Below are 26,011 nucleotides of genomic sequence, written 5' to 3'. Positions count from 1 at the left end.
GGCCGGGGGGTGTGGAAGCGGCTTGGCTTTCTTGCGGGTGGGCTATCGGTTAATCTGCACCCGACCGGCCGGCACAGGTCGGCGCACAATCCGATAATTCTTACAGAGGAGGCCATGCCATGGTGTTGATTTCAATGTTGCTGACCGCGGGGATCGCGTTCTGGTTTTATCGCACGGCGGAGCGGCTGGGCTCGAAAGCCATGCATTGGGGCGTGGCCGGTGCCATCGCCTACCAAGTGCCCGCCTGGGCCTGGATGATGTTGGTATCGAGGCCGTATATGGCGGGCATCCGGGGCGTGGCCGCCAAGACCACGCTGTCCGCCAGCCTGATGAGCCACTCCTGGGTGGTGGTGGGAATCCTCTGCGCCTGGGTGGCCTATAGGTTCTTCCTGCTGAAAACCACCGTGAAGGATGGGGCGGCGGAATAGCCCGTCCCGTCCCCATTCCGGGCCGTCCCTAGGCGGGGCGGTCCGAACATTCCGCCAACACCGCTTGCAAGGCGTCGAAATCCACCGGTTTGACCAGATGCCGGTCGAATCCGGCCAATTGCGATTTCTCGCGGTCTTCCGTCTGTCCGTAGCCGGTCAGGGCGACCAACTGGGTCGCCGGTGCCGCGCCGCGCCGCCGCAGTTCCCGCGCCACGCTGTAGCCATCCATTCCCGGCAGGCCGATATCCAGTAACACCACGGCGGGTTGGTGGTTCAGGGCGAGGTCGAGGGCGGTTTCGCCGTCGTAGGCGGTCAACACCTCGTGGCCTTCGCCCAGCAGCAGCAGCGCCATGCTGTCCGCCGCGTCGAAATTATCGTCCACGACCAGGATGCGCAGCCGCTCGCCGGTTTTGCGGATCGGGCCGGGCTGGGTGGCCGCGTCCATGTCCACGCCCAGCAGTTCGTGCAGACAGGGCAGGCGGACGACGAACTCGCTGCCCCGGCCCCGGCCCGCGCTATGGGCCTCGACCTGTCCGCCATGCATCCCCACCAGCTTTTCCACCAAGGACAGGCCGATGCCCAGCCCGCCCTCGGAACGGTCCAGGGTGCGGTCCACTTGGTAGAACAGGTCGAACAGGTGCGGCAGGACGGCGGGGTCGATGCCGCGGCCATTGTCCTCCACCCGGATCAGGGCGTGGCCGTCGGCGCATTCGACCCCGAGCCGGATGCTGCCGCCGATATCGGTGTATTTGGCGGCGTTGTTGAGCAGGTTCGAGACCACTTGCGCCAGCCGTACCAGATCGCCCTCGACCCACAGCGGTGCCTCGGGCAGGTGCAGGCTGAGTTCGTGGCGGCGGGATTCGATCAGGGGCAGGCTGGTTTCCAAGGCCCGTTGCAGGATATCGGTGAGCGTGAACATGCCTTTGCGCAGTTCGATCTGGCCGCGGGAAATCCGCGATACGTCCAATAGATCGTCCACCAGCCGCGCCAGATGCTCGGTTTGGCGCTGGATGATCGAATGGCAACCGCCGATTTGGACCTCGGACAGTTCGCCGCGCCGCTTGAGGATTTCCACGGCGTTGCGGATCGGGGCCAGGGGATTGCGCAGTTCGTGGGCCAGCATGGCGAGGAATTCGTCTTTGCGGCGGTCGGCTTCGCGCAGGGCGTGTTCGGAACATTTGCGCTCGGTGATGTCCTGCGACAAGCCGAGCAACCGGACCGGGCGGCCCGCGGCGTCGCGTTCCACCCGGCCCCGCTCGTAGACCCAGGCGCTGCCGCCATCGGGATGGAGGATGCGGAATTCGTTCTCGTAGCCGCCGTCCGCGCTGGTCAGCGCGGCGTGGATTTGGGCGATGAAGCGCAGGCGGTCTTCGGGATGCACGGCCCGGCAGACCGCGCCGAAATGGTTGGGGGCGTCTTCCGGGCTGGTGGACGGGGCATCGGGGGCGATGAAGCGGCGGACCCGGTCGCGTTGGATATCCCATTCGAAGGAGGTTAGCCGGGCCGCGTCCAGGGCCAGCCGCAGCCGCAGCTCGTTGTTGCGGGCGCGTTCCTCGGCGTTCTTGCGGTCGGTGATGTCGATCGCCGCGCAGACCAGGCCGGCCACCGCGCCCGCCGCGTATTGGGGGCGCACCGCCAGATCGTACCAGTGCGGCCCGCCCTGGCCGAGGATCGACACCTCTTCGCGGGCGGGCTGCCCGGTGTCCAGCACCCGGCGTTTGAGCGCGGTCAGGCGGGCGGCGTCGGCGGGCTGCTCGAACAACTCGGCATCGGTCGCGCCCAGCGCTTGTTCGTCGCGGAAGCCCAGGGTGGAATTGTGGACCCAGGTATAGCGGAGGTCGCGGTCCTGCGCGGACACCACCACCGGCGAGCCTTCCAGGGCGGCGACGAAGCGCCCGTGGGCCAGGCGCAGCCGTTCCTCGCTGGTGCGCAGGGCGGCTTCGATGTGTTTCTGCGCGGTGATTTCCAGGGCCACGATGCCGATTCCGGCGCTGGCGGCGGACCCGTCCGGCCACACCGGGTAGACGTGGGTCAGCCAATGGCGGAGCGTGCCGGGTTGTGCGGGGGTTCGCCCGGCGATTTCGAGGCTCGCGGGGGCGTGTCCTCCGGCGAGGACGGCGTGGCAGAGCGGTTCGAGTTGCGGCCAGAGGGTCGGCACCACCTCGGCCACCTGGCGACCCAGCATGTGTTCCACCGTCATGCCGACGAATCCGGCCAGGGCCGGGTTGACGCGGACCAGGCGGAAATCGCTGTCGATATAGGCGAACCCCGCCGGAGATGCCGCCAACAGGCTGTCCAGCAAAGCCCGCTCGTGGAAGGCGGCGGGTTCGGATGGGCGCTCGGCGGAATCCGCCGGGAGCGGGGAGCCGGGCGGGTCGGGGCGGTCGGATGTCATGGGCAGGGGGCGCGGATGGCGTCGGGCGGGGGGAAAAGCCCTACTGTACTCCCGAATCCAGACTTGTTTAATACAGGGGAAGGACGCTTGGACCCGCGCCGGCTGTCCGCGCTCAGCCCGCCAGCAGATATTCGTAGGCCCAGCGCAACATGGCCATCTCCACCGGATGGCCGCCGCGCAGTTCGGTGATGGGCTGGAACACCGCCCCCTTGAGCCGGGCCGCCTCGTGCGGCGGGTCGTGGCTGGTGAAGCGGGCCAGGTGCAGATCGACCACCGCCCTGGGGATTTCGGCCCGGCGCAGGAAGTCCGGCTCCACCACCAGCATCCCCGGCTCGAAGCCCAGGCTGGCGTTGAGCCGCATCCCCAGAGTCACTTGCTGGATGAGGTCGAGCTTGGACTGGGGCGGGTCGTCCTCGATGGGGTTGGTCAGGAATGGCAGCGGCCGCGGGGCCAGCACGCTGCCCGAGGCGTGGCGCATGAACAGCAGCCGGGCGCTGATGGGCTGCAAATGGTAGAGCAGGAAGCGGGGTTCGGCGTGGGGCGCGAGGCTCATGGCGGGTTCCGGGCTGGGGGCGCTCAGCCCTGGCGGGCGCGGAGCGTGGTCCAGCCCCTGGGGACCGGATTGCGGCCCAGGAAGGCCGGGTCGGCGGGATGGGCCTGCCGGGGCCGTTCGCTGAACACCCCGCAGATATCGCAGAGCGGGATGACCCGGTCTTCCGGCGCGCCGTCGTCGGGGCAGACCGTCCCGCGCACCACGACCACCCCGGTTTGCGGGCTGCCGCGGGCGATGAGGTCGTGCGGGCGGAAGCGCGGGAGCATACTGCCGTCGTTCAACATGACCTGGGTCGAGAGGCCCTGGTCGATCAGGCGGATCAAGGAATTGACGTGGTTCATCGGGATGGGTGCCGGGGCTATGGATGGGACCGATAGCCCCATTATGCCCCGCGTGCCGGGCCGATGGGGGCGCATTCCGGGAGTGGATTGTTTACCGGATGATAACGGGCGGGGGATTCCGTCGTGGAGCGCGTCAGAGTCCGAGTTCGCCCAGGCCGGGATGGTCGTCCGGGCGGCGGCCCTGGGGCCAATGGAATTTGCGCTCGGATTCCGGGATGGGCAGGTCGTTGATGCTGGCGTAGCGCCGGGCCATGAGGCCGTGTGGGTCGAATTCCCAGTTTTCGTTGCCGTAGGAGCGGTACCAATTCCCGGCGTCGTCGTGCCATTCGTAGGCGAAGCGCACCGCGATGCGGTGGCCCTCGAAGGCCCACAATTCCTTGATGAGCCGGTAATCCAGTTCCCGCGCCCATTTGCGGGCCAGGAACCGGGCGATTTGCTCGCGTCCCCGCGGGAATTCGGCGCGGTTGCGCCATTGGCTATCGACCGTGTAGGCCAGGACCACCCGCGCCGGGTCGCGGCTGTTCCAGGCGTCCTCGGCCATGCGGACCTTTTGGACGGCGGTTTCGCGGGTGAAGGGCGGCAAAGGGGGGCGGGCTTCTGGATGCATCGGATGGCCTCGGGGAAAGGGCGGCAGGGCCGCGGGGTGGAATCAAGCGGGGCTGGCCTCGGGGCGGATCAGCACCACCGTGACATTGTCGCGCCCGCCATGGGTCAGGGCGGCGGCGATCAGGGCTTGGGCGCTGGCGGCGAGGTCGGCGGGGACGAGGTGGCGGGCGATCTCGCCGTCGCTGAGTTCCTTCGCCAGGCCGTCGCTGCACAGGAGGTAGAGATCGCCCGGCGCGGCCTCGAAGCGGAGGCTGTCCAATTCCAGCCGGGATTCGGCGCCGACGGCGCGGGTGATGATGTTGGCCCCGCCTTCGGCGGAGGCTTCCTCGGGGGTCATGAGTCCGGCCCGTACCAGTTCGTCCATCAGCGAATGGTCGGTGCTGAGTTGTTCGAGCCGCCCGTCGCGGTAGCGGTAGAGGCGGCTGTCGCCGGCCCAGAGGGCTTCGCAGCGCAGTCCCTTCGCCACCAGGGCCACCACCGTGCTGCCGATGATCTGCCCGGAACTGGATTCGCCCGCCAGCCGGTGCAGGTGGCGGTTGACCGCTTCGATGCCTTGTTTGACCCGCAAGGTTTGGGCGTCCAATTCGGCGGCGGCTTCGATGGCGGCCAAGGATTGGACCAGGGCGTTGCTGGCGACATCCCCGGCTTGGTGTCCGCCCATGCCGTCCGCCACCATCCACAGGCCGATGTCCGGGCGGTCCAGGAAGGCGTCTTCGTTGATCTTGCGGCGGTGCCCCACATCGGTGAGCCCATGGGAATGCCAGCATACCGGCCGGGGCGGGATGGCCGCGTCCGCCGCCGGGGATTTGCCCGCCTTGGCTTGATTGGTGAAACCGAACAGGTGTTTGATTTTCATAGGCTATCCTCTTTGCTCGGCTCCCGGCCCTGGTTGGCGGCAACCCGGCCATTCCCACTGCAAACGGCTGTCCACCGGACAGCGATGTCCCCTGAGGCCGCGTCCGCCATCTGCGCTAACTATAGCGGACATTGTGCCGCGCCAGTAGGCGGGCCGGGTCGCCGCCGCGCGGGGGTTAGCGTCCTTTGACCGTGCGTAGTAGGCGTAATTGCCGCTGGTAGGTCTTGATGAATTCCGCGCCCAGGAAGTTTTGCGCGATATCCTGGACCAGGCCCGGATAGGCGGTGCGAAAGGCTTGCCAGCACCGTGCCGGGTCCGGGTTGCCGCCGATCCGGGCGAGTCCGTCGGGATCGAAGCGCCGGAGGGCCACGGCCAGTTCCGCTTGTAGGGCCGTGTGCAGGGCCAGCTTTTGGTGGGCGGCGTCCTCCAGGTGGTCGAGCAGGGCGTCGAGCGCGTCGGTGGCCGCGTCGGGACCGGGCAGCAACAGGTGTTCGAGCGCGGCGTCCAAGCGGGTGGATTGGGCGGTGTCCGCCGCCGGGCCGGGATGGAGGGGGGAGGGGGCCAGGGCGGCTTCGGCCAGGGGACGGAACAGGGTGCCCAAGGCACGCATGAGTCCGGGCAGGTCTTCCGGTTTGAAGCGGTGGCGGAGGTCCAGCCCCGCGCCTTCCAGGAACGCTTGGAACAGGTCCGGGGTGGGGCTGGCTGCCGCATCGGGCAGCAGCGAGACGGCGATTTCATAATCGCCGATGCAAAGGATATCGCCTGGGCGCAGGACCAGGGTATCTTGTTCCAACAGGAGGTTGCGGGTCGCGAAATAGGTGCCGCCGCTGCTGGTGTCGGTATAGCGGTAGTCTCCGTCCTGGTAGGCGATGCTGCCGTGCTTGCGGGAAATGAAGCCCTCGGGGTCCGGGAGCCGCAGTTGGTTGCTGGACGAGCGTCCGACGGAGCCGCCCGCCGTGTCGAATAAATGGGAAAGGCCGCTCTGGGGTGGCCCGCCCCGCCAGGTGAGGACGTTCAGGAGCAGCAGCATCGGCATGGTTGTTCTGATTGAATGACTGCTTGTGGTGGGGAAGGCGGGTCCGCCTGGGTAGGCTACAAGTTTAAACCGAATCCACAAACCCGCTATGACACAGGTCCGCCCCGTTTGGGTTGCGCGGAAATCGCGTTGGAGATGGGTCCGGGCCTGGACGCTGTCGGCGCTGTGCGCCGTGCTGGCGGGTTGCGCCTCCCCGGCCGCGCGGGTTTACGCCCTGGCGGCGGCGGCGGGTTTCCAAGCCTTGTCCCTGGAAGGCGGCGGGTTCCGGCTGGCGGCGTTCTACAAGCCCGCCACCAGCCCGAATCCGGTCCTGCATGTCTATCTGGAAGGCGATGGCACGCCTTGGGAATCGCGCTGGCGCATCGCCCAAGACCCCACGCCGCGCCATCCCTTGATGCTGCGCCTGATGGCCTTGGACCCGGCCCCGGCCTTGTACCTGGGACGGCCTTGCTATTACGGCCATGCCCAGGACGCGGGCTGTGCCCCGGCGCTGTGGACCGACCGCCGCTATGGGCCGGAGGTGGTGGAGGCGCTCGCGGCGGCTGTGCGCGGCTTCGTCCGGGAACGGGGGTTCCGGCGGCTCCGCTTGTTCGGCCACAGCGGCGGCGGAGCCTTGGCGGTCTTGTTGGCCCCGCGCTTGCCCGGCACCCTGGCCTTGGTCACGTTGGCCGCCAACCTGGATAGCGCCGCCTGGACCGCCTATCACGGCTACAGCCCCTTGGCCGGTTCCCTCAATCCCGCCGATATAGCCCCCGTGGTGGCGGAATACCATTATCTCGGCGCGGACGACCCGGTGATCCCGCCCCAGGTATTCGCGCCCATCGCCCAAAAGCGTTCACCGGGAAACCGGGTGATCGTGCCGAAAATGGGCCACGGTTGTTGTTGGGAGGCGGAATGGGAGCTTATCCTAAAGCGGCTGGACCCTGGCCCGGCTCCGGGACCGCATCTTCCTGGGTCCGGTCCCGCCCCACCCTGAATCAGCGCGTTTGCCTATCCCCAGCGGAGACTTCGCCACATGAATAAAACCACTTTGGCTTTCGCCGTCGCCACCGTCTTGCTGGCCGGCTGCGCCACCCAAACCCCCGCCCCGGAGGCATCCGCCGCCAGGGCCGTGGAGGGTTATATCGAGGATGTGAACAAGCTCAACGTGGTCGATTGCCTCCTGCCCGGCCAGTTGCGCAAGCTGGGTTCGCAGATGACCTATCTCAGCGGTCGCCGCCCGATCCGCACCACCGAGGCCGATTGCGAGGTCCGGGGCGGCGAATACGTGGCTTACGACCGCGCCGATTACGCCAGCGCCCTCCAGGTCTGGCGATCCAAGGCCGAGGAGGGCGACGCCACGGCCCAACTCTACGTGGGCCAGATTTACGAGAAGGGTTTGGGCCAGGCCCCCGATTACCGGGCCGCCGCCGATTGGTACCGCAAAGCCGCCGCCCAGGGCAACGCCCAGGCCCAGGTCAACCTGGGCGCGTTGTACGAAAAGGGCTTGGGCGTGCCCAAGGACGCCGCCGCCGCCGCCCAATGGTATGGCAAGGCGTCGGGGCTGGACGGGGCCGGGCTCCAATTCGCCGCCGCGCCCACCGCGCCCGCGACCTTGCAGCAGCAAAGCCAGCCCCAAGTGGCCGGAGTGTCCCGCGAGGAACTCGACCAACTCCGTCTGAGCGCCGAGCGCAGCCAACGCGAAGCCCAGCAACTCCGGGCCAAGCTCGCCGCGGTCGAGCAGCAAAAGGGCGCGGGCGCGGTCCAGAAACAGCGGGAAATCGAAGCCCTGCGCCAATCCGCCGAGCGCAGCCAGCAGGAAGCCGAGCAATTGCGGGCGCAACTCGACGCCGCCCAGCGCCAAAGCGCCGACCAAGCCGGGCAACTCGGGGCCGAGCAACGGCGCGAACTGGAAACCTACAAGTTCGCCGCCGAGCAAAGCCGCCGCGAGGCCGAGCGGCTCCGTGCCCAACTCGACGCCACCCGCCAGGATTTGCTGGACCAACAGGAGCAACTGCGCAAATCCCAGGATGAACTGGAACAACTCCGCGAGCATCTGGCCCAGCAAAAAACCTCCGCGCCCGCCGGGGACGATGCCAAGGTCCGCGAACTCGAAGCCGAGTTGAAGCGCAAGGAAACCCAGCTCAAGGCCCAACAGGCCAGCGTCAACAAGATGGCGGCATCCTTCGACAAGGAACGCGGCAAGATGCGCAAGGAATTGGCGGCGGCGCAGGCCACCGCCAAGGCCGCGACCACTGTCCAAGCCGCCGCTCCGGCCCATCCGGCCCGCGAACAACTCGCCTCCACCGAGAACGCCCTGAATGCCAAGCTGGAGCAATACCGCAAAAGCTCCGCCGAACTGACCGCGCTCCTGACCCGCCCCGCCCAGGGCGACGCGGGCCGGGCCGAGATCGACCGCCGCAAAACCGAACTCCAGGCCCAGGCCCAGGCCATCACCGGCTTGAAGGACGCGGCGCAACGGCTGGCGCTACAGGCCCAGGAACCGCCCATTCAACTGGCCGAGGCCGGTCCCGGTATCGAGATCATCGAGCCGCCCGCGACCCTGACCCGCGGCATGAAGGTGGTCCAGGTCGGGGCCGGTGCCAAGGATATCGTCGGCAAGGTGCAAGCCCCGGATCAACTCAAGTCCCTGCGGGTCAACGACCAGCCGGTCACGCCCGACGCCGCCGGCCTGTTCCGTTTCCCCGCCACGCTGAACGGGGCCGAGACCACGGTCAAGATCACCGCCACCGACCAGCGGAACCAGACTTCCCACCTCGACCTGAGCTTGGTCGCCGCCGGGACGCCCGCCACCACCCCGGCGCTGGTCCAGGCCAATCCGGGCGGCATCGACCGACCGGGCGATGTGAAATTCGGCAAGTTCTACGCCCTCATCATCGGCAACCAGAGTTACACCGCCTATCCGGCCCTGCAAACCCCGGCCAACGATGCCCAGAGCCTGGACGTGGTGCTCAGGGAGCGCTATGGCTTCAACACCAAGCTGCTGTTGAACGCCAACCGCCACCAGATCATGACCGCGCTCAACGAAATCCACAAAAAGCTGACCCCCGAAGACAACCTGCTGATCTATTACGCCGGCCACGGCGAGATCGACAAGACCACCCAGCAAGCCTATTGGCTGCCCACCGATGCCGAGGTGGGCAATCCCGCCAACTGGATTTCCAGCCAGAGTATCACCGATTTCATCGGCATCCTGCCGGCCCGCCATGTGATGGTGGTGGCGGATTCCTGCTATTCCGGGGCGATGACCGGCTCGGCGGTGGCCAGGCTCCCCGATGGCATGGACCCCGACAAGCGGGCCAAATGGCTGAAGGTGATGGCGGGCCGCAAGGCGCGTACCGTGCTGACCTCGGGCGGGGTGCAGCCGGTCTTGGACCAGGGCGGCGGCGGGCATTCGGTATTCGCCAACGCCTTCCTGGGGGTGCTGCGCAGCAACCAGCGGGTGCTGGAGGATTACGATGTGTTCCGCTCGGTGGCGGGGCAGGTCCAGGGCGCGGCGTCCAAGGCCGGGTTCCGCCAATCGCCGCAATACGCCCCGCTCCAGCATGCCGGACACGAGGGCAGCCCGTTCTTCTTCGTGCCCGAAAGCGCCTGATCCGCCCGCCGGGAAAACGCCGAAGGCCCGGCCCGTCCACCCGTGAACAACGGGCGGATGGGCCGGGCCTTGTCGTGTCCGGCTTGCCTAGAGCATTTCCGGTTTGGGTGCACGGTCCTCGGCGTAGGGTGGGTATGTACTCATGTCCACCCTTTCCAGGCCGTCGCGGTGGGCACGGAATGCGCACCCACCCTACGGAAAATATGATGCCCTAGCGATTCCAGGCCGGCACCGGGCGCTGGCTGATGGCGCGGCATTCGGCGAGTTCCTCGTCCGCCTCCGCGAAGGAGCGGAACGGGCCGAAAACCTGGGAACCCGCGGTGAAGAACCAGTCCTTGCGGCCGGTTTCGCCGTCGAGCCGGAAATAAAGCTGGAATGGATTGGGGGCGAGGCGATCCGGGGCCATGATCGATGGCCGCCCTTCGCGGGCGGTGGGTAGATGATTTCCTGACACTTCTCTCTCTCCTTCTGCTGCGGGTGATTCCGGTTGGGATTGAACCGGATATTGTTGTGACATCACAACGGGGAAACAGTTTCTTGCGTTTGCAATAAATCGGGTGACAAATCCATACGGGCGGGTAGGGTGGCCATGGTGGGATTCGCCGGGGGTTCGCTATTTCCGCCCCAAACCGATGCCGGGGAAAATTAAATAATAGCCCATTATCGGAGGTTGGGGATATGTCAAAATGTCGCGGTGATATAACGCGACGTTTTTGCTTTATATCACGCATATCCGTCGATGAACGCGGGTGCTTTAGCTGATAACAAGATGGCCTAGGCTTAGAACGATGGAAGGTGGCGGTGCGGACCCTGGGTAAATCCACCAGGATATGGCATCGAGTATATATTGGTGTTTTTGCTTTTTGAGACAGATTTTATTAAATGTTTTATGTGGGTATTTTTGTGTATTGGCGATGGTTTATTTATTATATTATATCGACCCAATATGACAATGATCCTAAATCGGTCGCAAGGGCCGGAGGGCGGAAGGTGGATGGGCGGAGCCAAGCACCAAGATCGTGCCGTTCCGCCACAACCCGCCCGGAAGCGGGTCTTGCGGGTGGCTCCGACCCGCCGGAACCGCCCGGATGGCGGGATGTTCCGCCTGGCGGCTGGCTTCTTGCATGAGGGCGGTGTGCGGCGTGCGGCAGGAGCCTGTAAACTGCGCGCCCCGGTCCATCCTAAACAAGGTTTAAATCCATGAATATCGAACAATCACTAGGTCTGGGCACCCAATCCCACGACCCCGAAGCCGAACGTCGGCGTTTGCAGCTTTATATCAACCTCAAACTCTCCTCCACCGGGCAACCCGTCGCCAGCCAGGCCGGCGATGACGAATTCATGTCCATCGCCCACGATTTGTTGAAGAGCTACCGGGAAAAGAACCGCCTGTTGACCCACCACCTCTGTCCGGTGGACCGGCGCATCCAGGATTTCCTGGCGGCTTATCTGGAAGACCTGGGCGAGGAGGGCCAGGCCCATTTGCCCACCAGCACCTTGGTCCTGGACCGCTATGGCGTGGCGCGGGAATTATCCCTGCCTTCGGATGGCGCTAGCTTCAAGTCCGATATCGTGTCTAGCTACCGGGTGCGCCAGGGCATCTTGCACAATCCGGCCAACGACCGCCGTACCACGCAAGGTTCGTTCCATATCGCCGAGGGCGGCTTGCCGATCCCCGGCGATAAGAAAGCCGTGCCCAAGCTGGCTTTCGCCCGCCTGCTGCAAAGCGCCCTGAATCCACCCGACGAACTTCTGGAATTGCCCTTCACCGCCAGCCAGCCGGAAAAGGCCAGGCTGTTCCTGTCCTTGCTGCTGCGCCCGGTGGTGTGCCCGGAGATTCCCAGCGTGCAGCCCGAGAAGACCATGGAAATCCGCTGCTTCGCGCCCGGCAACCTGGTCAGCAACCTGGATTTCCTGGAAAGCATTTTCGGCAACGCCGGCAACCCGAACCTGCCCGAGAACGACGCCGCCCTCGATGTCGAGCATTGGACCGGCCACACCGGCTGCATCCTCCTCGCCCCGCACCTGACCCGGCTCACTAAAAAGGAACTCGGCCTCCCTCATTACGACGACGCCACTCCGCGCCAACGCGCCGACGGCATGTGCTGGCAGGACGAAGCCGAGCGCTACAACGATGGCAACGCCTTCAAGATCACCGCCCGCGACCTGCGCGGCGTCATGGTCACGATCCTGGCCGACAACTATTACGGATACGGCAAGAAAGAGGTCAAAACCCAGATCAGCTACGCCGCCAACCTGTTCGGCCTGGCCGAGGAGGAACACGCTGGCGGTGCCCTGGCTTTCCAGTGCCGCAACCACGGCGAGGAATATGGGGCCGACAGCCGCACCCGCCTACAGCCGGACCTTTATTCTTTCGAAAAGATGGTCGAGCGCTACGGCGATATCATGGACGTGCAGCCCGAAGGTTACGCCATCGACCGCACCCACCCGGATTTGGTCTATGTGCCCTTGGATTTGCGGATGGATTTGCGCTCGCAAACCATCCGCTGGAAGAATGCCCAGGGCGAACAGTCCATCAAACTGCGCCCCGGCAAGATTTACATGCAGCCGCACGGCTACCGGGTCGAGATGCGGAAACATCCTTCCGCCCCGTCCTGGCGCTTGATCGGCACCGATGCTGAGGGCGTGTTCTGCCATAAACCCTGCACCGTGTCGGGCGGCGGCAAGTCGGAAATCTCCAAATCCATCGACGACGCGGTGATTTACGGTCCGGTGTTCGTGCAGGATTTCGAGGAGGATATGGCCCTGGTCGCCTCCATCTTCGAGCGCGATTACACCCACCGCTTGAAGCTCGAATTCGCCCACGAGGACCGCGATCCCGGCCGCAAGGTGCTGAGTCCCGAGCGCAGCCTGGGCTCGGTCATCAAATTGCTGACCCCGACCGCCAGTAACACCGAGGACTACGCCGCATGGCTGGCCTCGATCCCTTCGCGCATCCTGTCGCAGGTGTTCATCATCAAGCGCTTCTATAAGCCGGAATGGGGCGAGGATTGGCGCGCGCATTTCTCGGTCGATGTCATCAACGGGATGCCGGGCCACGCCTTGAAGTTGGACGGGCGCGAGTTGGAAGCTTCCTATCTCCGTATCGGCCTCGGAAAATCCGGCAACTGGCGCACCTATAAAGTGCGGCAGGATTTCATCGCCGCCGAAAAGGTGCAGATGGAGGACGATATCAGCGCCTCCGTGGTGGTCAGCCGTACCGTGCTGCCGAATTGCTCGCCCAAATCCTCCAATGCCAGTGTCAAGCTGGTGAAGAACTGCGAATACCGCTTATTCCAGCGCCCGGACGAGGCCATCCACCGCGGCTTCGACAAGCAGACCGAATTCGACATGGCCCAGCCCGGCAATTTCATCGCCAACTTCGAGCCTTTGATCGGCGAACAGTTGGAGGGCATCGTCGAGGACGTGGTGGAATTCCAGAAGTACACCGATCCCATGCGCAACCTGTTGCAGGCGGCCTACACCGAAGGCGGGCAATATGTGGTGTCCTCGGCCAATCCCCGCATCATCAACGGCAAACCCAGCAAGAACCCGCGTTATTTGCAAGTGCGCCCGGATATCCAAAAGCCCTTGCGCACCTACACCGCCGAGATCGGCACCCGGTTGCGCCGTCAGGTGCCTTTGGGTCAACCCTTGGTGAACCCGGTCAACGCGGTGCTGACCGGCCGCCGCAACAACCCGCCGGAAAAAGGCATCCGGCCCTTGGCGGTGTTCAACCCGATCCATTACCAGGAACTGCCGGAACTGTTCATGGATTTCATCTGTAGCGTGACCGGCAAATCGCCTTCGACCACCGGGGCGGGCAGCGAGGGCGCTTTGACCAAGGGGCCGTTCAACGCGCTACGGGCCACCGCCGACCTCAACAACGCCCTGGTCTCCTTCATCGTGACCGGCTACGCCGGGTTTTCCAGCGCGGCGGGCTATATCGGCCCGAACCTCCGGGTCGATCACGATATCAGCCTGCTTATCCCGGAAATCTGGGCGCGGCTGGAAGAACAGGAGCGCGACCCCGAATTCCTCATCCGCAAGGGCTATCTGGAACCGCTGAAGGATTTCGAGTACCAGGGCCGTTGGGTGCAGGCCAGCCGCCTGGGCTACCGCATCACCGACCGCTTCGTGTCGCGCTTCATGGGCAAGATTTTCGATAATCCCAGCGTGGCGATGGACGAGGCCATTTTGAAGCCGGAAACCCAGGATATGGCGGTGTTCGTCGATGGCGTGAACAACATCGTCGAGGCCCAGCAGCAAGCCGCCCAACACTACCTGGACGACGGCAGCATCGAGGACGCCTGCCCGCCGCTGAAAGCCCTGCTCCACATCATGGCGACCGGCAAATACGAGGGGAAAGACGCCCACGACCCGGAAATCCGCGCCCTGTTCACCCGTGAATCCCTGCTGGGTTCGGATTGGTACCGGCGGCGGTTGGGGGTCAAGCAGCAGCGCGATATCGCCCGCTGGGAACGCCATTGCCAGGATTTGCGGGCTTTCCTCGCCTTGGAAAGCCACCGCGACGTGGCCCAGGAACTGGATATCCCGGGCCGTTTGAAACAGGCCGAGTCCATGCTGGAACAAGCCCGGTCGCCCGCCTATCTCGATAGCCTCAAGGGCACTATCGGGGCGGATTTGCTGGCGGCCTATCCTACGGCTTGAGGCGGTTTCCCGGCTTGGAGGCGGCGGGTTCCGCTTCCTCCCCGCGAGCGGCGGTGGCGTCATGCCCCCGCCGCTTTTTCATGGGCTGCGGCAATCGATGCCCCGGCGGTGCCGACGCCGGGCCGGGGTATATACTTTCCCGCTCGGGATCGATGGCTATGGAAGGCGTATGGGCCGGTGGGAAGGGTTTTTTTGTTTTGTATCCGTGTCGTGCGAGTGTTTTTTTATGCTGTATTCGAGAGAGCTATGTATATTGAGCGTTGGGACTTCATGCCAGGCGGAATGGCAAGCCCATAAGAATATCGAGCTGATTGCCGGGATAACCGGGATAGAACACTTGACCAAACGGGGTACTTATTTGGATTACATCATCACCCAGCCTGGGTGCGTGATCGAATGGTTGAGGGAGGGGGGGCCGGCCATCCCGCCGCTCGAAGAGTTATATATCCATGGCGGCCGCCCCAGGTGGGACCGGTATGGATTCCATTTTTGGCATGATTTCCCCAGGCAGGAAGGCAGCTTGGAGATGATCCGCGAAAACTATGAAAACTTCATCAGCAAACGCGCCCATGTCCGCAAAAACTTCGACCTGGCCGGGCGGGCTAAAAAGCTGATCGTCCTATGGTCCAATCTCCAGAACAATATCCATAACGGCTATATACCCGAGGTTTGCCTCGATCCGGTCGATTATGGGGTCTTGATGGCGCTGAAACAGGAGGTCGCGAGGTTCTTCGATAGGGATATAGAGTTCGTCGTGACGACGCGCCCGGACAGGATCGTCAATCCGCCCGCGGCGGACGACGGCTTGGTTATATTCGAGCCGGATACCAGTAGCTGGGAAGGGAGCGATTCCCAGTGGACCGCGCTGTTCAAGCGGCTGTTGGGGGCGGGCTGAGCAAATCCCGGTGCGATCCCGCCCTCATAGCGACAAACCCACCCGCCGCCGTGCATCCAGGCAATGTCCGCTCCCTAGGGTGAATTCGCGGCAGGTCTTGGGCCGGTCCGCGTAGATGGCGCAGGCGTAGGCTTCGCAAGCGGTGTTGCCGCCTTGGAGCGCCGCGCAGCGTTCCCCGTCCCGCCGCAGCTTGAGATGGGTCGTGGCGTCCACCACCATATCGGGATGCCGCTGGATCAAGGGTTCCCGCCGCGAAATCTCCACTGAATGGTAAGCCTCGCGGCAACACGCCCCGCAGGTTTGGCAATCCAATTCGCGGGCGGGTTCGTAACGGGCACAGGCGGGCGCGTTCGGGGCGAGGCGGACCTGCGGGGCGTGGCGGCAGCGCAAATGTCCCCGTGAACTATGCCCCCAAGCGCAATCGGCGCAGCCCGAACCCGCGTGGTAGGCCGCCACCGTCGAATGCCCGGCGGGATGCGGATCGGGCGGCGGGTCCACCGTGGTCCAGAGCGAGGGCGTGGTTTCGCCGCGCAGATGCCTGGGCACCAGCGCGGCGAGATCGGCGCTGGCCTGGAGCGTCTCGCGCAAGGGTGCCCAGCGCGGACCCGAGGCCCGCCACGCGGCGATCCGCGCCGCCACGCAGGAACGCTCGCGGCGTCCGCCCGCTTCCGCCGGGGCCGCGAAGGGATCGGCGGGCAGGCCGTCCCAGAACGTCACCCGGTAATCGGTGGTCGGCGCGAAAAACCGCCGGAGTCCCACCCCCCCGGCCAGATAGGCTTGCAGCCGCAAACAAGCATGTTCCCGCCACGGGCTGCCTTGCCGGGTGTTGTCCAGCCCCCAATCCTCCCGCTTTTCCCCGGTCTCGCCTTCGACCAGGGCGTGGCAGAGTTCGTGGAAAATCATCTGGGCCAGCGAGTCGTCGGGATCGAACAAGTCGTCGGTGCCGATGAGGATAGCGCCGCGACCGTCGGTCGAGGCGTAGGCGGCGGGCGAGCGCTCGATGCGGAAGCCGATGGCCTCGGCGCAGGCGATCCAGAGGCGGGACAGCGGATCGTCGTAGCGGTGGGCGGGGCGGCGGATGAAGCCGCCGGTTGGAGCGGGGGGCGCATGGGTAGTCATGGGGGGCTGGGCGGGTAGGGTGGCCAGGGGCGGGATTTTAGGCGGGCGGCGGTGGCGAAACCAGCCACCGCGATCAATCTCCGTTGCGGTACCGTCGCCCGGCGGGTAGTTTATGCGGTTTTCCATAGCCGGCGGGCGGGACTCCGTCCCTGCCGCGCCGGTTGCATCCATCGGATTTACCAAGGAATCACATGTGCGGTATCGCGGGCATCGTTAGCCGGGCGGGGCGGGTCGAACCCCAGGTGTTGGAACGGGCGGCGGAACGGTTGAGCCACCGGGGGCCGGACGGCCACGGCGTTTTCACCGAGGATGGCGTGGGCTTGGTGCATACCCGGCTGTCGATCATCGACCTGGGCGGCGGTCGCCAGCCCCTCCTGGACGGCGGGGGTCGGCTCGCCCTGGTCGCCAACGGCGAAATCTACAACTTCGTGGAACTGCGCCAGGCGATGGAAGCCGAAGGCCGGGGGTTCGCCACCCATTCCGACTGCGAAACCATTCTCCACGGCTACGCCCTGGACCCGGCGGGCTTCGTCGAATCGCTGCACGGCATGTTCGCCTTCGCCCTCTACGACCGGGAGCGCGGGCGGGTGGTCATCGCCCGCGACCGGCTGGGCATCAAACCGCTGTATTACGCCGAATTGCCCGACCAGGTGGTATTCGCCTCCGAACTCAAGGCGTTGTTGCCCTTGTTGGGCCGGACCCCGGAAATCAATCCGCTGGCCTTCGCCCAATTCCTGCAAAACCAGTTCAGCACCGGCGCGGAGACGATTCTCCAGGGCGTGCGGCGGGTGCTTCCAGGCGAAATCATCGAGATCGACACCGACAGCCTGCGCCTGACCCGCCGCCGCTATTGGACCCCGCTCCAGGTCCAGACCCGCGCTATCGGCTACGCGGAAGCCGCCGAGGAATTCGACGCGCTGTTCCACCAAGTCATGCGCGAGCATATCCGTTCGGACGTGCCCTATGGCCTGTTCCTGTCGGGCGGGCTGGATTCGGCCATCCTGCTGGGAATGCTCGACAAACTCTGCGATGGACCCATCCGCACTTATTCGGTGGGCTATCGCGACGTGGAGATGCGCGACGAACTCTCCGACGCCGAGTGGATCGCCGGGCGCTTCCGCACCGAACACACGGCTTTGCGGCTGGACCGGGACGAAGTGTTCGGCCAGTTGGTGCGGTCGGTCTGGGCCGCCGACGATCTGATGCGCGATTACGCCTGCCTGCCCACCGCCGTCCTGGCCCAGCGGGCGGGGGCGGGGCTCAAGGTGGTATTCAGCGGCGAGGGCGGCGACGAGGCGTTCGCAGGTTATGGACGCTACCGGCCCAACCTGGGGCGGTTTTGGAAAAACCTGCGGTCGCCGGGTTCGGAGGGCTTCAAAACCCGCCCTCAATTGCAGCCCCGCTGGACCCGGAAACTGTTCGGTCCCGCGCTGGCCCAGGCCGACCGCCAGGTCCGCGCCCCCGTCATCGCCGCTTGGCGGGAGACGCCCCAATCCTGGAGCTATCTCCAACGCGCCCAATATACCGATATGGTCACGGCCCTGCCGGATAACCTCCTGGTCAAGGCCGACCGCATGTTGATGGGCTTCGGGGTCGAGGGCCGGGTGCCGTTCCTGGATCACCGGGTGGTGGAGTTCGGCCTTTCGCTGCCCGACCGGCTCAAGGTCGAGGGCGGCATCGGCAAGCATTTCCTGAGGCGCTGGGCCGGGCGGTTGTTGCCACCCGAACATATCCACCGCAAGAAGCGCGGTTTCCATGTGCCGGTGGGCGAATGGCTGCGGGGGGAGTTCCTCGATCAACTGGAACGGCGGCTCATCGCCAATCCGGCGCTGGGGGCGTGGTTCGACGTGACAGCCCTGCCGGCCTTGTTCGCGGCGCAACGGGCGACGGGCGGGGTTTCCCGCGAAATCTTCAGCCTGCTGCAATTCGCGCTCTGGCACCGCTTATTGGTCGAACAACCGGGCGTCCAGCCTTCCGCCGCCGAGAATCCTTTAGAATGGATCGGATAATCCCAACCCGGCTCCGACCATGACCCCGACCCCGAAAATCGCCATCTTCGTCGCCACCTCCGGCCATAGCGGCGTGGACCGCGCCATGAAGCACCTCGTGCCCGCCCTGGCCCGGCGCGGCTACCGGGTGGACCTGTTGAAGGTCCAGGACCACGGCCCCGAACTCGGCCCGGTGCCCGAGGGCGTCCGCGTGGTCGATCTCGGCAGCCGCCACACCTATGGCAGCCTGGGCGCGGTGGTGCGCTATCTCCGCGCCGAGCGTCCCGCCGCCTTGCTGGCCGACAAGGACCGGGTCAACCGCACGGCGCTGCTGGCCCGCTGGCTGGCCGGGGTCGATACCCGGCTGGTGCTGAGTTCCGGCACCACGATCTCGGTCGATCTGGCCCACCGCGGCGGGTTCGAGCGCTGGTTGCAGCGCAATTCCATGGGCAAGCTCTACCGTTTCGCCGACCAGGTCATCGTCACCTGCGAGGACGTGGCCGACGATATGAGCGCCTATACCGGCTTGCCGCGCCCTTTGATCCGGGCGGTGCCCAGCCCGGTGGTCCCGGAGCGCCTGTTCACCGAAGTCCAGCCCCGGCCCGATCACCCCTGGTTCGCGCCCGGCGAGCCGCCGGTGATCCTCGGGATGGGCGAACTCGGGGCGCGCAAGGATTTCCCGACCTTGCTGCGGGCCTTCGCCCGGCTAAGGCGGGAACTGCCGTGCCGGCTCATCATCCTGGGGCGCGGCAAGCAGCAACGGGCCTTGGAAGCCTTGGCCCGCGAACTGGGCGTGGCCGGGGAAGTGAACCTGCCGGGGTTCCAGCCCAATCCCTATGGCTTCCTGGCCCATGCCGCCTTGTTCGCCTTCACCTCGCGCTGGGAGGGCTTGGGTTTCGCCTTGATCGAAGCCCTGGCCCTGGGCACGCCCGCGGTATCGACCCAATGTCCCAGCGGTCCCAGGGAAATCCTGGGCGATGGCCGCTACGGGCGTTTGGTCCCGGTCGGCGACGACGCGGCCCTGGCCCAGGCCATGCGGGACACCTTGCGCGATCCCTTGCCTCCCGAACGCTTGCGCGAAGCGGCCCGCCCCTACGGCATCGAACATAGCACCACGGCTTATCTGGAGGTTTTGGGCTTGCCGCCCCATGGCCCCGGATCGCCGGATTAATTCTCTTCCTAAATCCAAGCCATTTTCCCCATGTTCCGCCCCATCCTGCTGGCGGCGCTCGCGCCCGCCGCTTATTTATTGCTCTGCGCTTGCGTCGGGGCCTTGGCCGCTTATCCCTTGGCGCTGGCTTTGCACGGGGCCGTGCCCTTGCATGTGGTGATCGGACGCTTGTCCCAGGGATTGTTGTTCGTCGGTATTCCGCCCGTGATGCGGGGCTTGGGTTTGCGCTGGGCGGACTTCGGGTTTCCGGCCCGGCCCGGACTATTCCTGAAACAGGTCGCCGTGGGTTTCGGGCTGGGTCTCGCCATGCTGGGCCTGCACGCCGTGGCGCTGGTGCTGTTGGATATCCGCGTCCCCAATCCCGCCAAGATCGCCACGGCGGCGCAAATCCAACAAGCCGCCCTCAACGCGCTGTTGACCGCCTGCGCCGTGGCCCTGGCCGAGGAACCGCTGTTCCGGGGTTTTTTCCTGGGCGCTTTGAATAAGGCCGTGCCCAAACTGGCCGCCATCGCGATCTGTGGGTTTTATTTCGCCTTGCTACATTTCCTCAAGACCGGCATCAGGCCGGAATTCGCCGATATCCATTGGTATACCGGCCTGCCCGTGGCCCTCGACGCCTTCGTCCAGTTGCCGGGGCGTATCCAGCCCGATTCGTTCCTGGCTTTGTTCATCGCCGGGATATTGTTGGCCTTGCTGCGGTTGTCGGGGCGGGACAGGTTGGGCTATTGCATCGGCTTGCACGCCGGTTGGGTCTTCGTCATCAAATTCGCCCGCGCCCTTACCAAGGGCAATCCCAATGCCGAACTCGGTTTCCTGGTCGGCGGCTATGATGGCGTGATCGGTTATCTGGCCGCTGCTTGGATGGCGGTGTTGATCCTGGGGTTAGGGTGGTGGAACCGCCGCGCCGCATTTTGATTCCGGGGCCGGGTTATATCCGGGCTATCGAGCGGTTTGAGCGCTTTCCTATCTCCATCCCTTAGGGTTATCCCGGAGAATTCACTGGAAACCGCTCGCGCGGCATCTGGTTTATTTAAACCGGCTCTGGATTGGGAAGCCTATGATGTGGTGCTTTTGGTCCTTTTGCGCTATCTTTCTTTAAGCGGTTGAAACTGGATAATTATCGTCCGGTAAGCGCGCTTTCCCCGCCGGATTCCCCGGTTTATCCGCCATCCCTGGTTCCGCCCCGGAATAATGTATCGGGGCGCGGTGGAGTATTTCGGTGTGGGTCGCCGACTAGACATTGCGTGCGGTGGATGGGAAGGCCGGTCTGGATTTGGGCCGGGCTAATCCAATAGCCTTCCCCCCATTTCCGCGCCGGAGGATTCCCGTTCGGCCCGGTCCGCAGTTAAAGTGGATTTCCCAGGTCGTCGGCCTTGAATCAAAAATCATCCGCTTACTTTGCCAGGGGCGGCGTGGCGTGGTGGGGTTCTAGGTGTTTTTCCAAAACCGGGGACGGGGCGGAGAATAGTGCCGGACTATTGCTTATAAAAGCGGGCGCTGGCTATAATAAGGTTTTCATGTAAAGGTAAACCCCTATGTCTGACAATATAGCCACCCTGTCCGAAGTCGAATTGGCGGAACTCATCGCGAACGCTTCCAAGGAGTTGGAAGCCAAAAGGCATGGTAAGAAGCGGGAAACTATCCTTAAAATCAAGGAGTTGGCCTCCTCCATCGGTATGCACGTGGAGATTAGCGAAGGCGATAAGAAACCCACCACCCGTAAGGGAACCTCGGTTCCGGTCAAATATCGCGATCCTAATAATGCCAAGAACGCCTGGACCGGCCGTGGTATGAAACCCCGCTGGTTAACCGCCTACCTCGAACAAGGCCGCTCCCAGGAGGAATTCCGGGTATAGCGTCCAGCCGCTTTTCCCCGCTACCCTGGATATTGCCCGGAATTGACGCCGCTCCGCGGTTCCGGGCGAATCCGCCACGGTTTCCGTGATTCTTCCGCTCTTCCCCTCCGGATATCGCCGATATCCGCTTCCCAGACCCGGTTAAGCACCTAGGCGGTCCCCGCGGACGGGAAGCCTTTGGGATTCCCAGGTATTTTCCATCCAGCCCCAGGGCCGGGAAACCCCCCGGCAGCGTTCCCCATGGGTTTCCACAGCATCCGCTGGTAATCCAGGACGTGGCCGGTCAAACGCTTGATTTTCAATAATGCGGTGTGTTTTCCCCAAAGGGGCCGCCTTCCGGGAGATAAGGCGGGGTGGCGCGTGGGACGGGAGTCGTGCCCACGCGGCGGGCGGGTTATCTCATGTCGGCGGGATTCGTGCCCTTGGGGAACAAAGGCGCTTCGCTGCTGACCTTGAGGTCCGACAGCAGGGTGATTTCGTTCTCGACTTGCAGGAACCGCGCGGCGGTGATGGCGGAGGTGGCCGCTTTGATGCGGCGGTAGTATTTCGCGGCCAATTCATTGCGCCGCTGTTTCATTTTCAACATGCGTTCCGCCAGGTTGTCGGCGATGGCGTTGGTCATGTTGTCGTAGTAGGTCGCGAAGTCATGGATGATCTGGTAGCGCTCGTCCTGGATTTTGCGGAGTTCGGCCTCGTATTGGTGGTATTCGCTCCAAAAGGCGTCGTGTTCGGCGGCGTCGAGGTCCATCGCCTCGTCGATCAGGGCTTCCTTTTTGGCGCGGAACTGTGCCCGGTCGGCTTCCAGCGTCTTCGCTTCGGGATCGTTGGGCGACAAGGGGGCCAGCGGTTTGGGTTCGCTGGCGCAGCCCGCGAGCAGGAGGGCCGCGCATAGGACGTTCCAGCCGGTCCGGACGTGTGGGGCGGGGTGGGGATTCATGGTGGTTCGGATTCCATAGAAGGGTCGGGGTGGGGATTTTACCCCATCCCGCCTGCCGGGTATCGGCGGGGAGGGTTGGCATCGGTGGCCGGGGTCCGGGTGGACGGGGTGGTGGGGCTTGCCGTGGTGGGATAGATTGGAAAGCGGCAGGTGAAGTATTTATGATACGCTCTTCCTGCGGTTGCCTGTTTTAACCCCTCGTCAATTCCTTATCGAAGGAGTCCAGCCATGGTACTTATGCCGAATTTCGTGGATGATCCCCGTCAAGCCCGCCACGCGGCGATGGCCAGATTGCCGACCGAGAGTGGCAACGACTTCATGGCGGTGCTGCGGACGCCGTCGGAGCATTCCCCGCTCACCGGCCTCAAAGGCTTGTTCCTGCGTTTCAACCAAATCCGGGTGATGGATAACCATAACGCCATCCTCGGGGTGGACGCGTCCGCCGATGTCTATCCCATCATCTTGGTGACCAGCGACGCCGCCGAACTGCCCTATCAATTCCAAACCAGCCGGGTATTCAACGATATTAAGGATATGGATACCCTGCCCATCAACGATCCCAACGACGACGACAGCGGGCTGGATGTCGCCAGGATCGTCACCGCCGCGGATAAACCCCCCCGCTTCCTGGATATCCATGTGGTGCTGATGAAAAGCAACGAGAAAAGCCGGGATATCAACCAAGCCATCCACGACGCCCTCGCATCCGACACCGGCAAAAGCTTGGCGAATACCCTCGGTACCGCCGCCACGGCGGCCAACCCGGCGGCGGGCGTGATTGTGAACGCCGGGACCGCTTTGTTGTCCTTGGTGACCGGCATCCTGGCCGAGCAAAAGGACGAGCAGATTTTCTACGGCGTGGCCTCCTACGAGGCCGACCCCGACCACTTGGGGATCGGCGGGCGTAAGTTCATGACCGACCGCAAGAACGCCACGGTGATCTACGAAGTGGTCGGGCAATATCGCTGACCGTCGGCGGTCCCGGCCTTGGGGCGGCGCGGCCCGCCGCCCCCGCTAACAACCATAACCACCATCTTAGAGGAGGCTGCCATGTCCGATCCCACACCAGAATCCCAAGCCACCGCCACCGCGGGCCGGTTGGGGCTCGCCTTTTCCGGAGGCGGTTTGCGGGCTTCGTTCTTCCATATCGGCGTGTTGGCGCAAATGGCCCAGCGCGGCCTGTTGCGCCGGGTCGAGGTGATTTCCACGGTGTCCGGCGGCTCCATCCTGGGGGCGCTGTATTATCTCCACGTCAAGAAACTGCTGGAGCGCAAGCCCGACGCCGCAATCACCGACCGGGACTATGTGGAGATCGTGGCGGCGCTGGCGGGTGATTTCCTGGCGGCCACCCAGCGCAATATCCGAATGCTGGCCTTCGCCGATTTCGCGGCCAACTGGAAGCGGCACCGCGGCGATTATTCCACCAGCGACCGCCTCGCCGAACTCTATAACCAATTGCTGTATCAATCGGTGCTGGACAAGGCCCAGGTCGGCGACCCGGTCGAGATGCGGAAGCTCAAGATATTCCCGCCCGGCCAGCCCGATTTCCATCCCAACCTCCACAACGGCGACCGCAAGGCCAAGGTGCCCATCCTGGTCGTCAACGCCACCACCTTGAACAGCGGCAACAATTGGCGCTTCACCGCCCAGGACATGGGCGAACCGCCCTCCAATAACAACGCCATCGACAAGAAGCCGATCCGGCTCAAGCGCCCCAGGTCCTACGACGATATCGTGGTCCACCAACAGGATTTCCCGCTCGGCCACGCGGTGGCGGCTTCGGCCTGCGTGCCGGGCTTGTTCCCGCCCCTGTCCATCACCGGGCTGTACCAGGATGGCGAAGAGGCGATCCAGGTCCAGTTGGTCGATGGCGGCGTGCATGACAACCAGGGCGTCACCGGCTTGATCGACAATGGTTGCGTCGAATTCGTGGTCAGCGACGCCTGCGGGCAGATGGGCGAGCAACCCCGGCCCGGCACCGATCTGGTGGCGGTATTGTCGCGGGTCAGTTCGATCCTACAGGATCGGGTGCGGACGGCGGTGCTGGAAAACCTGTTCAATAGGCCGGGTTCGGTGGCCTTCATGAGCCTGCGCCAGGGCTTGGGCTACCGCGAACTGTATTGGAACGGTCCCGATGGCCAACCGTACAAACAGCCGGAAGTGCAACTCCCCACCACGGAGCGGTTTGGGGTCGATCCCACAGTGCAGGAACTGCTGTCCGCGGTGCGCACCGACCTCGACGCCTTCAGCGAGGTGGAGGCTTATTCGCTGATGCTGGATGGCTATCTGATCGGGGAACAGGGCTTGGGGAACGTGCCCTTGCTGGCGGCGGGAGAAGAAGCCTGGGAATTCCTCAAGATCAAGCCTTGGCTGGGGCTGCCGACCGCCGATTATCTCAAGCAACTGCGGGTGGCCGGGCAAACCTTCGGCAAGGCTTTGTACCTGATTCCCTGGCTGTCGGTCCTGGCCCTGGTTGCGGTCGCGGCGCTGCTGGTGGTATTGGCCCCGCAAATCCAGGCGTTCTTGCAAAGCTGTATCCCGGTGCTGTGGATCGCGGCCCTGCTGCTGGGCTGGCTGGTCGATCAACTGCTGCCGAAGTTGGCGAAGCTGTTCCGGGTTTTCCATGACTTGGTCGCGCCCTGGGCCGCGCTCAAACGCTGGGTGTTGAATGCCGGACTGGCCTTGGTCGGCACCTTGTTCATCAAGCTTTATCTGGTCTTCATCAATCCCCTGTTCCTCAAGCGCGGCAGTTTCGAGGCGCTGGAGCGCCGGGGCGTGCCCGGTACCCCGACCCCTCCAGCTTGACAGCGGCTTATGGGATCGTAGCTCGGATACGGCGTAAGCGTCATTGCAAAGCCGTTTAGGGTGAACCTCTGGAGTCCAAGTCTTGGACTCCAGCCCTTTCAAAGTGGTTTACCCGGTTGGCGAAATCGGGTTATGTAAGTCCCTGATTTTGCTGTGGCCCATGTCGCCGTTGGTGGCGTCCTACGCTTCGACACAGAAAAACGGCCTTTTCAACCCATTGATTTAGAAGGGCTATTTTTACACTTTGAAAGGGCTGGTCTTGGACTCCAAAACAGCTTCGCGGACAAACTGCGGAATCCGGGTTGGCGCTGGTTCCCAAGCTCCGCCTGGGAACCTTCCCCCCAAATTCCGCGAGCGGTCGGGCCCAGCCGATCATCACTCTTTTTTCAGCAAGCTCCCCAGCCCGGCGAAGGCTTTGAAGCTCCCGGTTTCCTTGGGTTTTTCCGTTGCGCCCTTGCCGTAGAGGGCGGCGTTCATATGGCGTTGATGCTCGTCGTCGTGGCAGTACAGGCATAAGAGTTCCCAATTGCTGCCGTCCGCCGGGTTGTCGTCGTGGTTGTGGTTGCGGTGGTGCACCGTGAGTTCGTGCAGATTCTTCAGGTCGAACTCGCGGGCGCAGCGGCCACAGACCCAGGGATACAGCTTTAGGGCTTGTTCGCGGTAGCCTTTTTCCCGGTCTTCCTTGTCGCGGCGGGCGTCGGCGACGACCTTGTCGAGCTTGGCGCGGTTGGGTTGGGGGCGTTTGATGGGCATGGTGTC

General features: G+C 64.4%; 21 protein-coding genes. 11 read left to right on the top strand and 10 right to left on the bottom strand.

Annotated features, from left to right (window positions below; all coding sequences use genetic code 11):
* Positions 1-119: 119 nt before the first annotated feature.
* The gene (locus tag B9N93_RS16790) at positions 120-428 is read left to right on the top strand and encodes a hypothetical protein (RefSeq protein WP_085215398.1); all 309 of its coding nucleotides are present in this window, start codon (positions 120-122) and stop codon (positions 426-428) included.
* 28 nt (positions 429-456) lie between these two features.
* Here the strand turns inward: B9N93_RS16790 and B9N93_RS16785 are convergent, their stop codons facing one another.
* From B9N93_RS16785 to B9N93_RS16760, 6 genes are all read right to left on the bottom strand, one after another.
* A complete protein-coding gene (locus B9N93_RS16785; RefSeq protein ID WP_085215397.1) occupies positions 457-2,823 on the bottom strand; it encodes a hybrid sensor histidine kinase/response regulator in 2,367 nt (788 codons plus the stop codon).
* Positions 2,824-2,935: 112 nt separating this feature from the next.
* Positions 2,936-3,376, bottom strand: coding sequence for a hypothetical protein (locus tag B9N93_RS16780; protein WP_085215396.1), 441 nt, complete (start codon positions 3,374-3,376; stop codon positions 2,936-2,938).
* Positions 3,377-3,399: 23 nt separating this feature from the next.
* On the bottom strand, positions 3,400-3,717 hold the full coding sequence (locus tag B9N93_RS16775; protein WP_085215395.1) for a hypothetical protein: 318 nt from the start codon (positions 3,715-3,717) through the stop codon (positions 3,400-3,402).
* A gap of 133 nt (positions 3,718-3,850) precedes the next feature.
* Positions 3,851-4,324: a nuclear transport factor 2 family protein gene (locus tag B9N93_RS16770; RefSeq protein WP_085215394.1), complete on the bottom strand. Its 474-nt coding sequence runs from the start codon at positions 4,322-4,324 to the stop codon at positions 3,851-3,853.
* 42 nt (positions 4,325-4,366) lie between these two features.
* A complete protein-coding gene (locus B9N93_RS16765; protein WP_085215393.1) occupies positions 4,367-5,179 on the bottom strand; it encodes a PP2C family protein-serine/threonine phosphatase in 813 nt (270 codons plus the stop codon).
* 175 nt (positions 5,180-5,354) lie between these two features.
* Positions 5,355-6,215, bottom strand: a complete 861-nt coding sequence (locus B9N93_RS16760) for a type VI secretion system-associated FHA domain protein (RefSeq protein WP_085215392.1) — start codon at positions 6,213-6,215, stop codon at positions 5,355-5,357.
* An 88-nt stretch (positions 6,216-6,303) separates the two neighbouring features.
* Here B9N93_RS16760 and B9N93_RS16755 point away from each other — a divergent pair, with 88 nt between their 5' ends.
* On the top strand, positions 6,304-7,191 hold the full coding sequence (locus B9N93_RS16755; protein ID WP_125469032.1) for an alpha/beta fold hydrolase: 888 nt from the start codon (positions 6,304-6,306) through the stop codon (positions 7,189-7,191).
* 39 nt (positions 7,192-7,230) lie between these two features.
* Positions 7,231-9,810, top strand: coding sequence for a caspase family protein (locus B9N93_RS16750; RefSeq protein WP_085215391.1), 2,580 nt, complete (start codon positions 7,231-7,233; stop codon positions 9,808-9,810).
* Between the two features lie 211 nt (positions 9,811-10,021).
* Here the strand turns inward: B9N93_RS16750 and B9N93_RS16745 are convergent, their stop codons facing one another.
* Complete coding sequence (locus B9N93_RS16745; protein ID WP_125469031.1) at positions 10,022-10,264, bottom strand: hypothetical protein; 243 nt, start codon at positions 10,262-10,264, stop codon at positions 10,022-10,024.
* A 746-nt stretch (positions 10,265-11,010) separates the two neighbouring features.
* Between B9N93_RS16745 and B9N93_RS16740 the strand changes: the two genes are divergently transcribed.
* Both B9N93_RS16740 and B9N93_RS16735 read left to right on the top strand, forming a co-directional pair.
* Positions 11,011-14,481: a hypothetical protein gene (locus B9N93_RS16740; RefSeq protein WP_085215389.1), complete on the top strand. Its 3,471-nt coding sequence runs from the start codon at positions 11,011-11,013 to the stop codon at positions 14,479-14,481.
* Between the two features lie 526 nt (positions 14,482-15,007).
* Positions 15,008-15,376, top strand: coding sequence for a hypothetical protein (locus B9N93_RS16735; RefSeq protein WP_125469030.1), 369 nt, complete (start codon positions 15,008-15,010; stop codon positions 15,374-15,376).
* A gap of 24 nt (positions 15,377-15,400) precedes the next feature.
* Here the strand turns inward: B9N93_RS16735 and B9N93_RS16730 are convergent, their stop codons facing one another.
* Positions 15,401-16,495, bottom strand: coding sequence for a YkgJ family cysteine cluster protein (locus tag B9N93_RS16730; protein WP_085216312.1), 1,095 nt, complete (start codon positions 16,493-16,495; stop codon positions 15,401-15,403).
* Positions 16,496-16,686: 191 nt separating this feature from the next.
* Here B9N93_RS16730 and asnB point away from each other — a divergent pair, with 191 nt between their 5' ends.
* The 4 genes from asnB (at position 16,687) to B9N93_RS16710 (ending at position 21,510) form a co-directional block, all read left to right on the top strand.
* Positions 16,687-18,504, top strand: a complete 1,818-nt coding sequence (asnB, locus tag B9N93_RS16725) for an asparagine synthase (glutamine-hydrolyzing) (RefSeq protein WP_085215387.1) — start codon at positions 16,687-16,689, stop codon at positions 18,502-18,504.
* Positions 18,505-18,523: 19 nt separating this feature from the next.
* Entirely contained in the window at positions 18,524-19,654 is a 1,131-nt protein-coding gene (locus B9N93_RS16720; RefSeq protein WP_085215386.1) for a glycosyltransferase, read from the top strand.
* Positions 19,655-19,684: 30 nt separating this feature from the next.
* Complete coding sequence (locus tag B9N93_RS16715) at positions 19,685-20,569, top strand: CPBP family intramembrane glutamic endopeptidase (RefSeq protein ID WP_085215385.1); 885 nt, start codon at positions 19,685-19,687, stop codon at positions 20,567-20,569.
* A 620-nt stretch (positions 20,570-21,189) separates the two neighbouring features.
* Positions 21,190-21,510 carry an H-NS histone family protein gene (locus tag B9N93_RS16710; RefSeq protein ID WP_085215384.1) on the top strand — a complete coding sequence of 107 codons (321 nt, stop codon included), beginning with the start codon at positions 21,190-21,192 and terminating at the stop codon, positions 21,508-21,510.
* Positions 21,511-21,904: 394 nt separating this feature from the next.
* Here B9N93_RS16710 and B9N93_RS16705 read toward each other — a convergent pair whose 3' ends face one another.
* Entirely contained in the window at positions 21,905-22,447 is a 543-nt protein-coding gene (locus tag B9N93_RS16705; protein WP_085215383.1) for a beclin/Apg6 coiled-coil domain-containing protein, read from the bottom strand.
* Between the two features lie 228 nt (positions 22,448-22,675).
* Here B9N93_RS16705 and B9N93_RS16700 point away from each other — a divergent pair, with 228 nt between their 5' ends.
* Both B9N93_RS16700 and B9N93_RS16695 read left to right on the top strand, forming a co-directional pair.
* Positions 22,676-23,416, top strand: a complete 741-nt coding sequence (locus B9N93_RS16700; protein WP_125469029.1) for a hypothetical protein — start codon at positions 22,676-22,678, stop codon at positions 23,414-23,416.
* 81 nt (positions 23,417-23,497) lie between these two features.
* Positions 23,498-25,252 carry a patatin-like phospholipase family protein gene (locus tag B9N93_RS16695; RefSeq protein ID WP_085215381.1) on the top strand — a complete coding sequence of 585 codons (1,755 nt, stop codon included), beginning with the start codon at positions 23,498-23,500 and terminating at the stop codon, positions 25,250-25,252.
* Positions 25,253-25,627: 375 nt separating this feature from the next.
* Here B9N93_RS16695 and B9N93_RS16690 read toward each other — a convergent pair whose 3' ends face one another.
* Positions 25,628-26,005 carry a YajD family HNH nuclease gene (locus B9N93_RS16690; RefSeq protein WP_085215380.1) on the bottom strand — a complete coding sequence of 126 codons (378 nt, stop codon included), beginning with the start codon at positions 26,003-26,005 and terminating at the stop codon, positions 25,628-25,630.
* Positions 26,006-26,011: the final 6 nt, after the last annotated feature.

This window comes from Methylomagnum ishizawai (assembly GCF_900155475.1).
GTDB classification, from domain to species: domain Bacteria; phylum Pseudomonadota; class Gammaproteobacteria; order Methylococcales; family Methylococcaceae; genus Methylomagnum; species Methylomagnum ishizawai_A.
The sequence above is the reverse complement of the archived record's forward strand: the minus strand, read 5'-3'. Positions and strand labels throughout refer to the sequence as shown.

What these genes read in the sequence shown, in the direction of transcription:
- B9N93_RS16785 (WP_085215397.1), bottom strand. Translation starts at nt 2,823, where the DNA reads ATGACATCCGACCGCCCCGACCCGCCCGGCTCCCCGCTCCCGGCGGAT.
- B9N93_RS16740 (WP_085215389.1), top strand. Translation starts at nt 11,011, where the DNA reads ATGAATATCGAACAATCACTAGGTCTGGGCACCCAATCCCACGACCCC.
- B9N93_RS16710 (WP_085215384.1), top strand. Translation starts at nt 21,190, where the DNA reads ATGTCTGACAATATAGCCACCCTGTCCGAAGTCGAATTGGCGGAACTC.
- asnB (WP_085215387.1), top strand. Translation starts at nt 16,687, where the DNA reads ATGTGCGGTATCGCGGGCATCGTTAGCCGGGCGGGGCGGGTCGAACCC.
- B9N93_RS16720 (WP_085215386.1), top strand. Translation starts at nt 18,524, where the DNA reads ATGACCCCGACCCCGAAAATCGCCATCTTCGTCGCCACCTCCGGCCAT.
- B9N93_RS16715 (WP_085215385.1), top strand. Translation starts at nt 19,685, where the DNA reads ATGTTCCGCCCCATCCTGCTGGCGGCGCTCGCGCCCGCCGCTTATTTA.
- B9N93_RS16755 (WP_125469032.1), top strand. Translation starts at nt 6,304, where the DNA reads ATGACACAGGTCCGCCCCGTTTGGGTTGCGCGGAAATCGCGTTGGAGA.
- B9N93_RS16705 (WP_085215383.1), bottom strand. Translation starts at nt 22,447, where the DNA reads ATGAATCCCCACCCCGCCCCACACGTCCGGACCGGCTGGAACGTCCTA.
- B9N93_RS16750 (WP_085215391.1), top strand. Translation starts at nt 7,231, where the DNA reads ATGAATAAAACCACTTTGGCTTTCGCCGTCGCCACCGTCTTGCTGGCC.
- B9N93_RS16765 (WP_085215393.1), bottom strand. Translation starts at nt 5,179, where the DNA reads ATGAAAATCAAACACCTGTTCGGTTTCACCAATCAAGCCAAGGCGGGC.
- B9N93_RS16735 (WP_125469030.1), top strand. Translation starts at nt 15,008, where the DNA reads ATGATCCGCGAAAACTATGAAAACTTCATCAGCAAACGCGCCCATGTC.
- B9N93_RS16790 (WP_085215398.1), top strand. Translation starts at nt 120, where the DNA reads ATGGTGTTGATTTCAATGTTGCTGACCGCGGGGATCGCGTTCTGGTTT.
- B9N93_RS16695 (WP_085215381.1), top strand. Translation starts at nt 23,498, where the DNA reads ATGTCCGATCCCACACCAGAATCCCAAGCCACCGCCACCGCGGGCCGG.
- B9N93_RS16770 (WP_085215394.1), bottom strand. Translation starts at nt 4,324, where the DNA reads ATGCATCCAGAAGCCCGCCCCCCTTTGCCGCCCTTCACCCGCGAAACC.
- B9N93_RS16690 (WP_085215380.1), bottom strand. Translation starts at nt 26,005, where the DNA reads ATGCCCATCAAACGCCCCCAACCCAACCGCGCCAAGCTCGACAAGGTC.
- B9N93_RS16730 (WP_085216312.1), bottom strand. Translation starts at nt 16,495, where the DNA reads ATGACTACCCATGCGCCCCCCGCTCCAACCGGCGGCTTCATCCGCCGC.
- B9N93_RS16700 (WP_125469029.1), top strand. Translation starts at nt 22,676, where the DNA reads ATGGTACTTATGCCGAATTTCGTGGATGATCCCCGTCAAGCCCGCCAC.
- B9N93_RS16780 (WP_085215396.1), bottom strand. Translation starts at nt 3,376, where the DNA reads ATGAGCCTCGCGCCCCACGCCGAACCCCGCTTCCTGCTCTACCATTTG.
- B9N93_RS16760 (WP_085215392.1), bottom strand. Translation starts at nt 6,215, where the DNA reads ATGCCGATGCTGCTGCTCCTGAACGTCCTCACCTGGCGGGGCGGGCCA.
- B9N93_RS16775 (WP_085215395.1), bottom strand. Translation starts at nt 3,717, where the DNA reads ATGAACCACGTCAATTCCTTGATCCGCCTGATCGACCAGGGCCTCTCG.